The organism is Hyphomonas sp. UBA3195 (genome assembly GCF_002366485.1).
GTDB lineage: Bacteria > Pseudomonadota > Alphaproteobacteria > Caulobacterales > Hyphomonadaceae > Hyphomonas.
This window is the reverse complement of record NZ_DEXB01000006.1, coordinates 1-13378: the sequence shown is the minus strand read 5'-3', so window position 1 is coordinate 13378 and position 13378 is coordinate 1. Positions and strand designations below refer to the sequence as shown.

The following is a 13378-nucleotide window of genomic DNA, read 5'->3' as shown; positions in this document are numbered from 1 at the left end:
AGAAGGCGTGCTTCGCTTCGATCAACGCGCAAGAATGCCGGGCAGGTTGAGCTGTCTCTCACGGGCGCAGTCAATCGCGTCGTCATACCCTGCATCTGCATGGCGCATGACCCCGGTGGCCGGGTCGTTCCAGAGTACTCGCCCAATCCGGCGGGCCGCATCTTCGGTTCCGTCCGCGACGATGACCATGCCAGCATGTTGAGAATAGCCCATGCCGACGCCGCCGCCATGATGCAGGCTGACCCAGGTCGCACCGGATGCCGTATTGAGAAGGGCATTGAGCAGCGGCCAGTCAGAGACGGCGCTTGAGCCGTCGCGCATCGCCTCGGTCTCGCGATTGGGACTGGCCACGGACCCGCTGTCGAGATGATCGCGGCCGATGACCACCGGGGCCTTCAGTTCGCCATTGGCAACCATTTCATTGAAGGCCAGACCAAGGCGGTCCCGGTCGCCGAGGCCGACCCAGCAGATGCGGGCAGGCAGACCCTGAAACGCGATGCGTTCGCGAGCCATATCCAACCATCGATGCAGGTTGTGGTCGTCAGGAAGCAGTTCCTTGACCTTCTGGTCTGTCTTGTAGATGTCCTCCGGGTCGCCTGACAGGGCAACCCAGCGGAACGGACCGACCCCCCTGCAAAAGAGCGGCCGGATATAGGCCGGGACAAATCCGGGAAAATCGAACGCGTTCTCGAGGCCTTCATCGAAGGCGACCTGACGGATGTTGTTGCCATAGTCGAGTGTGGGCACGCCCTGATGCCAGAAGTCCAGCATCGCCTGAACCTGTACCTTCATCGATATGCATGCAGCCTGCTTCACTGCCTCTGGATCGGCGACCTGCTTTTGTTTCCACTCGGACAGCGACCATCCGGAAGGCAGGTAGCCATTGACCGGATCATGGGCGGACGTCTGGTCTGTGACAAGGTCCGGGCGGATGCCCCGCTTTACGAGTTCAGGAAAGATATCAGCTGCATTGCCGCACAAGCCCACGGACTTGGCCTCACCAGATTTGGTCCATGTCTCGATCAGCGCGAGGGCCTCATCCAGACTATCCGTCTTTTCGTCAAGATACTTGGTGCGCAACCGGAAATCTATGTGGTCGGGATCACATTCAACTGCGAGACAGCAAGCCCCCGCCATGACGGCCGCTAGTGGCTGGGCACCGCCCATGCCGCCGAGGCCGCCCGTCAGGATCCAGCGGCCTTTGAGGTTTCCATCATAATGTTGCCGGCCAGCTTCCACGAATGTCTCGTAGGTGCCCTGAACGATGCCCTGCGTGCCGATATATATCCATGACCCCGCTGTCATCTGACCGTACATCATGAGCCCTTTCTTATCGAGCTCATTGAAGTGTTCCCAGTTTGCCCACTTTGGAACGAGATTCGAGTTGGCGATGAGAACCCTGGGCGCGTCGCCATGTGTGCGGAAGACTCCAACCGGCTTTCCGGACTGGACGAGCAGGGTCTCATCCTCCTGCAGCGTCTTGAGCGTTTCCAGAATCTGATCGAAGTCCTTCCAGGTCCGCGCTGCGCGGCCAATGCCTCCGTATACAACAAGCTCGTCCGGGTTTTCTGCGACATTACGATCGAGATTGTTCTGTAGCATTCGGAAGGGCGCTTCAGTGGTCCAGGACCGGCAAGTCAGGTCCGACCCGGTCGGGCTGGCAATATCGCGTCGGTTTTTCAGCGTCATGTCCAAGGTATTCTCCATTAAAGCGATGCCTGAGCCGTGGTGGAGACGGTGATCAGGATTGACTGAAGCAGGGACCGAAACTTGTCGGCCCGGGGGATGGAATAGTCGAAAGGAGGTGTTTCGGAGGTGAGGTAGCAGCGCTGCGCGAGCTCCATCTGAATGGCGTGCACCCCCTCTGCCGGCTTGCCATACTGGCGCGTGGTCCAGCCCCCTTTGAAGCGGCCATTGACAACATGCGTGTAGTGAGACGTGCTGGCGCAAATGTCCGCGACAGCCCGGGTCAGGACGGGCGCGCAAGTGGTGCCATTATTGTCACCGACATTCAGATCCGGAAGGCGATCGTCGAACAGGAACGAGATTTTCGACCGAATTGAATGGCAGTCATACAATACAGCGAAGCCATGCAGTGCCTTGATCCTTTCGATCTGCACACTGAGCGCAGTGTGGTATGGACGGTGGTAGTCATTGATTCGGTCTGCGACCTCGTCATCCGTGGGCGCGGTCTGCCAGATAGATTGGCCGTCGAACGTGAAAGTCGGCACAAGACCTGTGCTGTTCTGACCGGGATACAGAGAGGCACCGTCAGGCGGACGATTGGCGTCTATCACATAGCGACTGAAATTCGCACGCACGATTGTGGCGTCGGCCAGAAGGCCGTCATACAATCGCGGAATGTGCCAGTCGGTGTCGAGCAGCCGACGACCTGTGTCATTCAGGGCCTGGAAAATTGGTTCGGGAACATAGGTCCCTGAATGCGGCTGGCCCAGAATGACGGGCCCCTGACCCTGAACAATTGTTACCGGAGTCATGGCGTCATCTCTATCGCTGTAACGCCTTGCTGGACGTCGCAGAGCGCATCGCCAGACAGGACAAGCGTCTTCATCGCCTCGATATCGGGGCTGATCATCCGCTCATCATCGAAGGGGGCTGCGTGATTGCGGATTGTTCGGATTGCATGCTGGAGGCTGGGGCTTGTCGCAAGCGGCGTGCGAAACTCAACGCCTTGTGCGCCGCATAGCGCTTCAATGCCGAGTATCCCCGCCAGATTTTCGTTCATTTCAAGCAATCGGCGCGCCGCATGGCAGGCCATGGACACATGGTCTTCCTGATTGGCGGAGGTCGGTGTGGAGTCGACGGAACGGGGATTCGACATCGCCTTATTTTCGCTCATCAAGGCGGCTGATGTGACCTCCGCGATCATCAAGCCCGATTTGAGGCCGGGATCGAGCGCAAGAAATGCAGGAAGCCCAAAGCTGAGGCTGGGATCCACAAGCATGGCAATTCGGCGCTGGGCGATGCTGCCGATTTCCGCTATGGCGATGGCCGTCTGGTCTGCAGCAAGTGCCACGGGCTCTGCGTGGAAATTGCCGCCGGAAACGATGTCGCCATCAGACAGGACGAGCGGATTGTCCGTCGCGGCATTCGCCTCGATTTTCAGGGTAGCCGCGACCTGGCGGAGCTGGTCCAGGCAGGCGCCGATGACTTGGGGGGCACATCTCAGGCAATAAGGATCCTGAACGCGCTCATCGCCGGTCAGATGACTTTCGCGAATTTCTGAGCCGGCAAGAAGTTCGCGTAGCCGCCGCGCACTGTCGATCTGGCCGCGATGGCCGCGCAATTGATGGATCTCATCATGGAAGGGGGCGCTTGAACCCATGGCGGCATCGATTGAAAGCGCGGCAGTTGTCAGAGAACAGAGGGCCAGTCGCCAGGCACCGAACAGGCCAGCGAGCGCGAGCGCGGTAGACGCCTGGGTGCCGTTGAGAAGCGCAAGACCTTCCTTGGCCTGAAGCTCGAAGGACGCGATGCCGGCCATTTGCAATGCCCGACCGGCTGGTATCCTTTCACCCTGATAAAAGACGTCGCCTTCCCCTATCAGGGCAGCGGCCATATGGGCGAGCGGCGCCAGATCACCCGATGCCCCGACAGACCCTTGTGCGGGAATAACCGGTATGATGTCCGCGCTGTAGACTTGCTGGATCCGGTCGACCAGTTCGACGCGAACGCCGGAGGCGCCTCGGGCAAGCGAAATGCATTTCAGCGCCATCATCAGACGGACGATATTCGCCGGCAAAGGCTCGCCAATGCCGGCTGCGTGCGAGCGGACGAGATTCTTCTGCAACAGGGCCAGGCTGTCCCCATTGATCCTGACGGAAGCCAGCTTGCCAAAGCCTGTATTCACGCCGTAAATTGTCTCGCCCTCCCCAATCCGCCGGGAGAGCGTCCCCACAGAGTCGGCAATCCGGGGATAGGCGCCGGGATGAATCTGGAAATGGGTGGAGTGCCTGTAGAGGGACTCCAGATCATCGAGTGACACCTTGCCGGGCTCAAATTGAACCATCACATATAATTCCTGTTCGAGAGACGCATATGGAGCGGGCTGCGGCCGATCCAGTAGGAAAGGTCGGCGGGGTGCGCGACGTCCCAGACGGCCAGTTCGGTCTTGGCCCCTTGCGTGATTTCACCATACATCCCTGCCAGTCCGAGCGCCTTTGCGGCGTTCCGGGTCGTGCCGGCCAGTGCCTCTTCAGGAGTCAGGGAGAATTGGATACAGGCCATGTTCATCGCAGCAAGAAGCGAGGACAGGGGAGAGCTGCCTGGATTGCAGTCGGTCGCGATGGCTATGTCGACCCCATGCTTGCGAAGGGCGGCGATGGGCGGCAGCTTCGTTTCCCGGAGCGTATAGAAGGCGCCGGGCAGGAGGACAGCCACGGTTCCGGCGCGGGCAAATTCCGGAACATCCGTCTCTGACAGGAATTCGAGATGATCCGCCGAAAGGGCCGAATACCGCGCCGCCAGCAAGGCGCCTTTCAGATCTGAAATCTGTTCGGCATGCAGCTTCACAGGCAGTCCGAGTGAAGCTGCAGCCTGAAAGACGCGCTCGATCTGAGCCGGGGAAAAGCCGATTGTTTCACAAAACCCGTCTACCGCATCGACCAGGCCTTCCTCTGCGGCGCGGACCAATCCCGGAATGGCAACCTCGTCGATATAATCATCAGGCCGGTTCTTGAAAGCTGGAGGGAGGGCATGCGCGGCCAGCCAGGTCGTGACGATTTTCACGGGCCGCAACGCTTCGAGCTTTCTGGCCACCCGGAGCATGCGAATCTCGTCTTCTATGGTGAGCCCGTATCCCGACTTCACTTCCACGACGGCAACCCCGTCGCTGATCAGGTCATCAAGGCGTCGCAGGGATGCGGACACCAGTGCCTCAAAGCTGGCAGTGCGGGTCGATTCGACCGTGGAGTTTATGCCGCCGCCGCTTCTGGCAATCTCTTCATAGCTCACCCCCTGAAGACGCTGTTCGAATTCCTTCGCGCGATTGCCGCCGAAGACCAGATGCGTGTGACAATCAATAAGCGCAGGCGTCACGAGTCGGCCCTGCAAGGATTGCTCTGCCATTTCGCTTCGTTTGCCTGGGACCGCGCCAGAGCGGCCGACCCATTCGATCAGGCCGTCGCGTTGGAGAATCGCGGCATCCTCGATCAGTCCGTAACTCGGCCGACCGGATTCCATGGTGGCAACAGTGCAATCGGTGAACAGGGTGGGTCGTGTCATCGCTCTTGTCTTATGGCAGCAACATATTTATATGTACACACATAATAAAAGGGCGTGCAAGACAAGATGACCATCGAAATTTCTGCCAGTCAGATGCTGTCCGCCAGAGGGTGGCTGCATGATGCCAAGATCAGTATCGACGCCGAAGGATATGTGGTCGACATTGCGCCAAATGATGGTCAGTGCGACCATTCCGTAGGCGTTCTTCTGCCAGCCATGGGCAACGTTCACAGTCACAGTTTCCAGAGGGCCATGGCCGGGCTGGCTGAGCGTCGCGGACCGACAGCAATCGATGATTTCTGGACCTGGCGTCAGGTCATGTACCGGTTTCTGGAGCTTCTTTCTCCTGATGACATCGAAGTCATCGCGGCTCAAGTCCAGATGGAAATGATGGAGGCGGGTTATGCGGCGCAGGCAGAATTCCATTATCTTCATCATGCGCCCGGCGGCAAGATTTACGACCAACTCGACGAGACGTCCCTGAGGCATTTCAAGGCCGCCGAGCTCACCGGCATCGGCTATACTCATCTTCCGGTTCTTTACATGCAGGGCGGGCTTGATGGGCGCCCGCTGGAGGGGGGGCAAACACGGTTTGGCTGCGATCTCCAGCAATTTTCGGACCTTTATGAATCTCTCGCGGCGCGGCTCGGGGGCATGCCGGACGACTTCAAACTCGGTGTGGCGCCGCATTCGCTACGCGCCGTGTCATCAGAAGGCTTGGAGTTGGCGCTCAGCCTCTCCCCGATCGGGCCAATCCATATACATGCCGCAGAACAGATCGGCGAGGTGAGGGAAGTGGTCGAAATTCTGGGCTCCCGACCCGTACGCTGGCTTCTCGATCATATGCCCGTCGATGCGCGCTGGTGCCTGATCCATGCCACACAGATGGAGCCGGAGGAGACGCTGGCTCTGGCCAGGTCCGGGGCGGTGGCTGGGATTTGCCCGATTACCGAGGCCAATCTCGGGGACGGAATCTTTGATGGGCATCGCTTTCTGGGCGCGGGTGGAATGATTGGGATTGGTTCGGATTCGAATGTCAGGATTGGTCTCACCGAGGAGCTTCGGATGCTCGAGGTCTCGCAGAGGCTTCGGGATGGTAAGCGATCGATTCTCACAGATGACCAGACATTGTCGAATGGACGGTATCTGTACGAACGCGCCGCGCGAGGATCGGCGCGCGCCCTCGGGCGGAATGCGGGGCGGATTGAAGTCGGCGCCCTGGCAGATTTTATCGCGCTCGACCTCAATTCACCTGTCCTGGGTGCCTTGCGGGAGGACGCAATCCTTGACGCATGGATTTTTGCGGGCACGGATGACATTGTTACTCATGTCTGGTCGGCGGGGCGGCATATGGTCAGGGACGGGGCTCATGTGAACCGCCACGAGATACAGGCGGCATATTCCGAGCTGAATGTCCGATTGAGGGGGAGACTATGACCAAGATGACGCACCAAATCATTCGCCAATCCATTCTCGAGCGGATTCAGAAGGGGGAGTGGGGGCTCGGGGATCTGATCCCGGGCGAGGCGTCCCTCGCCGAAGAATACGGGTGTGCCCGCACAACGATCAATCGCGCGCTGCAGGGGCTCGCAGATGAAGGTCTTGTCGTTCGCAAGCGGAAAGGAGGAACGCGGGTCTGCAACATGCCTGTCCGACAAGCTAGGTTCGACATTCCAATCGTGCGTGAGCAGGTGGAAGCATTTGGCGGGCATTATCGCCATCAGGTCCTGCGCAAGGTCGAAAAAGTGCCGCCCTTGTCAGTTCGTACGCGGCTTGGCTTGGAAAAGGGAACCAAGGCGTTACAGCTGGACACGGTGCATCTGGCCGATGGCCGACCGTTTGCGTATGAAGCGCGCTGGGTCAATCTGAAAGTTGTGCCCCAGATGAGGAGCGCGCCTTTCGACGAGGTCAGCGCAAATGAGTGGCTGGTTCAGACCGTTCCGTTTTCCAGTGGCGATGTGTCGTTCAGTGCCGTCGCGGCTGGCAAGGATGTCGCAAGCGCGCTGGAGTGCAAGGAGGGGGATGCGCTGTTTGTCATCGACCGTACCACGTCGCTCGCGGGGGAATTCGTCACGACGATGAAGCTTTTCTATCGCGAAGGGTATCAATTGTATTCGCGTCTTTAACGCTGGTAGGCCCGGCATCGGGGAACAGGGCATGCTCTGACCGGTTTTGTTGCAGGAAATGATCAGAATCCCGGCATCTGTACGTGCGACGATCCTGCCTGGGCATAGCGAGGGCGGCGGGTCGGCATGTGACCATTGCGGGTTTGTCGAGACCTCTCTAGGCTGACGCCAAATCGAATGAACATTCCAGGCCAGAAGGACCCCTCAATGTCGGTGCGTACCCGCAAAATTGCCCTAGGCCCTCTTGAGATCTCCATTCTGCAATATCTCTGGAAGCGCGGACCGGCCGAGGTCAAGACGGTTCACCATGACCTGGGGCGCAAGGGCGGGCAGTCCTGCAACACATTCCAGTCGGCGATGGACCGTCTCTTCAAAAAGGGATTGTTGTCGCGTCACAAGGTCAGCCATGCTTTCCTCTACGAGGCGTCCGTAAGCCAGTCTCAAGTCGTCACCCGTGTGATGGATGATGTTCTGAAGACGTTGTCCGAGAATTCCCGCGATGACTATCTGCTGGCATTTCTCGACCATGCGGCAGAGTCCGACAATGCTGCGCTTGATACGCTCGAACGTCTGATCAAGGAGAAACGACAGGAGCAGAACGACGCAAGGCGAGGAGAAGATGATGGGTAATGCCACCTTCCTGACCAATCTCGGAATCGCGTTTTTTGCGGCCTTGCTTGCCGCTCTCATCATCGGTGCCGTCCAAAGCGCCGTATGGCCCCGGTTTCACCGGCATCTTTCTCAGCTCAGTCCCCGACAATATGGGCGCGCGATCTTCGGCTATGCGTCGGTTCCCTTCGTGGTCAGCCTGGCCTTGTTTGTCTCTTGCGCGGCAGTGCCGACATCTGCCGGGTTCAACAGTATGCCCACGCATTGTCATTACGAAATGATGGTGACCTCTTGCCGCCCACATGAACCTATGTTGCTGACGCGGCTCGCTGTTCTCGGTTTTCTGGCCGTGCTGGCGCTTCTTACGATGCCCATTGTCCTTATTTTTGTGCACCGCATGCGCCTGCATGGCCGAGTCATTCGAGATCTGGAAACCTGGAGCCGGTATGATCCGGAACTGGGGGCCTGGGTTGTCAAATCCCGGACCATTTCCGCATTTTGCGTTGGCATAGTACGGCGGCGGATTTTCGTAAGCGAAGGCTTGCTCGCAAGCATTGTTCCCGAGCAGGCCCGGATTGTCCTTGATCATGAACGCGCTCATGCGCGGCGCGCGGATGCCCTATCGCTGTTCGCGCTTCAGGTCCTGACCTTACCATTCTTTCCCAGTGCAAGGCGCGGTCTCGCCGACGAATTTCTGATTGCGGTTGAATATGAATGTGATCGATATGCCGCCAGCCAATGCGGTGATCGATTGGCGGTGGCAGAGGCCCTCATAACGCTGGGCCGGTTGCGGCAGCAAAAGCGCTCATGCGAGCCAGAAACGGCATCCTTGAGTGTTTTTTCCGTGCTTGGGCAATCCCTGGAGCGTCGGATCAGTTGGTTGGTTCAGTCCCCTTTACCGATGCGTGATAGTGGGGCTGTGCTTGTTGAGCGGCTTGTTTGCTATGCGGTCATCGTGTCCTTCATAGTTGCAGAACCGGTTCATCATGGTCTCGAACAGGTCTTGATGCTCGCGTTTAACTGATAAATTCAAGGCGCAACCGAGTTTTTGAGGCAGAATTTCAGGATTCCATTATCGACCTCTTGAAATAAGGCGGCAAGGCCCGGCCGCATGCTTTCAGCGTAAGTCTTCATGAGTTGGCAGACAGCGCCCAAAATTTGTTATGTGCACGCATAATAGCAATTGCTCGGTCAAAAAAATGTTGACGCTGCTATTTTTGACAATAACAGTACAGTTCTTCGAAAGGCTTCTTGTGAAGTTTTGGAAGTGGTGTTGGTGCGGGAGTGAGGCCATCCTCAAGCTTGTTGGTGGCTTACAGACTGAATACAGCGGATTTCTGCACGCTAACCGAGGGGGAGTGCCAGTTGAGTCGATTAAATTCATCAGGGGACTGTAGAGTCAGTCCAGATGCGTTCGGGTGTCGAGGTTTATCTGCGCCTGCAATTTACGCAAAAAACCGATCGTGCGTCGGTTTTTTGTTCGAGGTTGATCAAATCCTTGGCGGTGGCGCCGAAGATCAATGGCATGCCTCGGATTTAGTCTAACTGTCATTGGTCCCGAGACTGCTCGGGTAGCAATGTATGCAACCATAGGAGTGGTGAAATGAAAGTGAATGGTTCGGGGAGTGCCAGGGGGTTTGCAAATAAACTCATGGTGACAACAGCAATGACTTTGGGCGTCTCGTTCATCGTTGCGGCGGCCGCGTCCGGGCAGGAGGTCGACATGGTCCCTGCCAGCCAGGAGGAGGTCGCGACCCAGGAAAAAGTTGTGGTAACGGGAAGCCGTATTCAACGCAGTGATCTGACGAGTGTGGGGCCGCTGGCTGTTCTTGATGAGCAGGAAATATACGCAACTGGTATCACAAATGTGGAAGAGCTTCTGCAGACTCAGTCGTTTTCGGCGGGTTTTGCCGGTAATGCCAATGCTGCCTACTGGGTGTCGGGAGGCTGGGGAACGGCGCAGGTCAATCTGCGCGGTCTCGGTCCTAACCGGACGCTCGTATTGCTGAATGGCCGACGGGTTGTCGCGGGTGGTTCAGGGGCAAACAGCTCTGTAGACCTGAACATGATCCCCGTGTCGCTCCTCGAACGGGTGGAAGTCCTCAAGGACGGCGCATCAGCAGTCTATGGCGCGGATGCTGTGTCCGGCGTTGTCAACCTGATCACGAAAGATGAATTTGACGGGTTCAGACTCGATACCAAGTTCGGCATTTCGGATGAGGGGGACGCTGAAGAATATCTGGTCGACATGACCTGGGGCGTCACCAATGATCGCGGCAGCCTGATGTTCAATGCGAGTTATCAGAACAATCTTGCCGCGCCCCTGGATGTGCGAGCGCCCTGTGCGTTGGCCGACCTGGATGGGGACGGGGATCTCGAATGCACCTCAGGAAGTTCGAGCACGGCGGGTGGCCGCGCCGTATTGCCGAATGGCGATCAGATCAATTTCATTGGTGGCGACGCCTATGAGCCTTTCAGCCTTGCCGCGCATGGGTTTAATTCCAATCCCTTCTTCAATGCGTCGAATCCTGTCGAACGCGTCAGCTTTGCGGCCATCGGAAAGTATGACCTCAATGATTCGACGCGCTTCTTCAGTGAAGCCTTGTTCAACTGGCGAACGTCGAACCAGCCAGGATCTCCGGCAACCTTGAGCAATATTTCGTTTGATGCATCGCATCCGACAAATCCGACCGGTGAAGACATCATTCTCCTGCGGCGCCGGACCGCCGAATTCGGTTCCAGACAGTTCGAGCAGGATGTTTCGACCTGGAGACTCGTCGCCGGTGTCGAAGGCGATTTATGGGATGGCTGGAATTACGATCTGTCTCTCAACTGGGGCCGAAACACTGCTGTTGATGCGTTGAAGAACAATATAAATACGCGCCGCCTGGCCGAGACGCTGGATCCCACGCTGTGTGGAATGAATGGAATTCCTTGTGCGGATATTCTGGGTGAGGGCGACCTGACTTCAGAAGTGGGAGATTATATCCTGATCAATCAGCGCGACACTGGCGGGAATGAGCAGATCAGCTTCACCGGCAATATCTCGGGCGCGCTGTTTGACCTGCCTGCCGGACCTGTGGGTTTCGCTGCGGGGTTCGAGTATCGTGAAGACAAGGGCTGGCTTGAGCCAGATTCCCTGCTGGTCGCGGGGGATGCGCTCGGCAATGCGCAGGATCCGGTCAGCGGCTCGATCGAAGCCCAGGAGCTCTATGCAGAGGTCAATGTGCCGCTGGTGCGCGACCTTCCACTCGCCCAAGCGGTAGATCTTGATCTGGCTGTGCGATATTCCGATTACGATCTGTTCGGTTCGGATGAAAACTACAAGGTCGGACTAAACTGGCAATTGGTGCAGGACTTCAAACTCCGCGGCACCTATTCAACTGCCTTTCGGGTTCCAAGCGTCACGGAACTGTTTTCCGGCGTGAGCGAAGGTCAGATCCCGACAGCCGACCCCTGTTCCAACTGGGCGACAATGGATTCGTCCAGTGCGGTTTATCAGAACTGTCAAGCTGCCGGCGTGCCGGTAGGCTACACCCAGCTCGGGTCAGCCATTCTGACCGATCAGGGGGGCAACCCGAACCTTGAACCGGAGGACGCTGCCACATTCACAGTTGGTGCTGTATACCAGCCTAGTTTCGTCCCTGGACTGTCCATCACGCTCGATTATTTCGACATCGACATTCAGGATGCCATTCGGCAGACATCCGGATCCACGAAACTCGCCTCCTGCTACACATCAGTCGGCCTGTCCCATCCATTCTGCGGACCCACGCACCATACGCGTAATGCCCTGACCGGAGACATCGACTTCCTGTCTGCGCAGAGCGCCAATACCGGTGACGAAGTCATGCAGGGCATCGATATCAGCGCCAGCTATGATTTCGCGACTGGCAACATCAAGCACTCCGTGGAAGTTCAAGCCACACATCTGATGAAGTACGAAGTTACCGCATTTGATGGGGACACGCCCTTTGTTTATGATGGCGGTGTAGGCTGTTGTGATGGTGGCTATCCATCCTGGCGTGCGACCGGGTCCTGGTCGGCCAGTTCCGGCCCATGGCATGGAACCTATAATGCGCAGCTGATTGGTTCAGCAACGGACTATTATGGTGCGCCCGGAGCCATCGGTACTGATATTGATGCTGTTCTCTACCACAATGTCCAAAGTGGATACCAGCTTACAGAAAACCTGAAATTGAGCGCTGGTGTTGACAATCTGTTCGACAAGAAGGCCCCCTACGTCAGATCTTGGTCGGACGGAAATACCGATACCATGACCTATTCCTTGCTCGGGCGATATTTCTACGCGCGTGCAACCTGGGTCCTGGACTAGGTGCTCAGGCAGTTGCCGGTTTGAGGGGCGCCCCCTCCCTCGAGCCGGCAACTCGCCACCCTCCCCAGTCACATATATCATATTGGAGTTTGAGATGTTGCTCACGCGAATGAAGGCAGTTACCGCGCTCATCGCATCATTGGTCCTGCTTTCGCCCGTCGCCCATGCACATGGTATTTCGGAGGAAGCACGTCGCAGAATGCTTGAAGGGGGAGATCTGCAATATCTCATCCTGGGCGCCGAACACATGATCACCGGGTATGATCATCTGCTCTTCCTGTTTGGAGTCATGTTCTTCCTGACAAGTTTTTCCTCAATACTCCGCTTCGTGACAGCCTTCACGATCGGCCATACAATCACACTGATTTCCGCCACATATCTGGGCATTACGGCCAATTACTTCTTGATCGATGCAATCATTGCTCTGACAGTTATCTACAAGGGGTTTGAAAACCTTGATGGTTTCCCGAAAGTCTTCGGGACAAAGTCACCCAATCTCTTGTTCATGGTTGTGCTGTTCGGCCTGATTCACGGGTTTGGCCTGTCGACGCGGCTTCAGCAGCTGCCCATCCGGGAAGATTCCGGCCTGCTGATGCACATTCTGTCATTCAATGTGGGCGTGGAATTCGGTCAGATCGCTGCGCTTATCGTGATGTGGATCGCTCTGAACCTGTTGCGGCGCACAAGGCATTTCGGATCTGCGAGTGTTTTCATCAATGCAGGCCTCATATTTGCTGGCTTTGCCCTGTTCCTGATGCAGACCCACGGCTTGTTCCATACGACCATGCAGGAAGACTATCCGATAAGCCGGGACGATCACATCCATGCCCATCTCGAAATGGGATCGATGGGACAGACCACAGCTCCGGCAGCGTCCCCTTCGCCCAGCACAGATTTCGCAAAACCTGCGGCGTCCGAGCAGACGAGTGACGAGGCGCATGGTCATTCACATGCGGCTGACGGGTCGCATTTCATGCCCGGAGAGGTGAAGCCAGCCATGACGGTTGGGGCGACACCGACTTCGCCTGAATACATTCAGCTGGCGAACAATGTGGAGATCATC

General features: G+C 57.3%; 10 protein-coding genes. 6 read left to right on the top strand and 4 right to left on the bottom strand.

Translation table 11 applies throughout. From position 1 onward, the window contains the following. Nucleotides 1-21: 21 nt before the first annotated feature. The 4 genes from hutU to hutI are packed head-to-tail and all read right to left on the bottom strand — an operon-like array spanning nt 22 to nt 5244. Nucleotides 22-1689 (bottom strand): urocanate hydratase, encoded by a 1668-nt coding sequence (gene hutU / locus B2344_RS02790; protein WP_290484618.1) that lies wholly within the window; start codon nt 1687-1689, stop codon nt 22-24. A gap of 17 nt (nt 1690-1706) precedes the next feature. Beyond that, complete coding sequence (gene hutG, locus B2344_RS02785) at nt 1707-2498, bottom strand: N-formylglutamate deformylase (RefSeq protein WP_290483337.1); 792 nt, start codon at nt 2496-2498, stop codon at nt 1707-1709. Then, nucleotides 2495-4030, bottom strand: a complete 1536-nt coding sequence (gene hutH, locus B2344_RS02780) for a histidine ammonia-lyase (RefSeq protein WP_290483338.1) — start codon at nt 4028-4030, stop codon at nt 2495-2497. Before hutH ends, hutG begins: the two co-directional genes overlap by 4 nt. Next, nucleotides 4030-5244, bottom strand: coding sequence for an imidazolonepropionase (gene hutI / locus B2344_RS02775; RefSeq protein ID WP_290483339.1), 1215 nt, complete (start codon nt 5242-5244; stop codon nt 4030-4032). Before hutI ends, hutH begins: the two co-directional genes overlap by 1 nt. A 66-nt stretch (nt 5245-5310) precedes the next feature. On the opposite strand from hutI, the gene B2344_RS02770 reads away from it, so the two are divergent. The 6 genes from B2344_RS02770 to B2344_RS02745 form a co-directional block, all read left to right on the top strand. After that, complete coding sequence (locus tag B2344_RS02770; protein ID WP_290484617.1) at nt 5311-6681, top strand: formimidoylglutamate deiminase; 1371 nt, start codon at nt 5311-5313, stop codon at nt 6679-6681. Beyond that, nucleotides 6678-7370, top strand: coding sequence for a GntR family transcriptional regulator (locus tag B2344_RS02765; protein WP_206993086.1), 693 nt, complete (start codon nt 6678-6680; stop codon nt 7368-7370). Before B2344_RS02770 ends, B2344_RS02765 begins: the two co-directional genes overlap by 4 nt. Before the next feature lie 207 nt (nt 7371-7577). Beyond that, nucleotides 7578-8000, top strand: coding sequence for a BlaI/MecI/CopY family transcriptional regulator (locus B2344_RS02760; RefSeq protein ID WP_290483341.1), 423 nt, complete (start codon nt 7578-7580; stop codon nt 7998-8000). Beyond that, the gene (locus B2344_RS02755) at nt 7990-9003 is read left to right on the top strand and encodes a M56 family metallopeptidase (protein ID WP_290484616.1); all 1014 of its coding nucleotides are present in this window, start codon (nt 7990-7992) and stop codon (nt 9001-9003) included. The genes B2344_RS02760 and B2344_RS02755 overlap by 11 nt, the downstream gene beginning before the upstream one ends. Before the next feature lie 627 nt (nt 9004-9630). Continuing rightward, complete coding sequence (locus tag B2344_RS02750; RefSeq protein WP_290484615.1) at nt 9631-12315, top strand: TonB-dependent receptor; 2685 nt, start codon at nt 9631-9633, stop codon at nt 12313-12315. Nucleotides 12316-12409: 94 nt separating this feature from the next. Next, the coding region (locus B2344_RS02745; protein ID WP_290484614.1) for a HupE/UreJ family protein at nt 12410-13378 on the top strand (969 nt) is incomplete at its 3' end.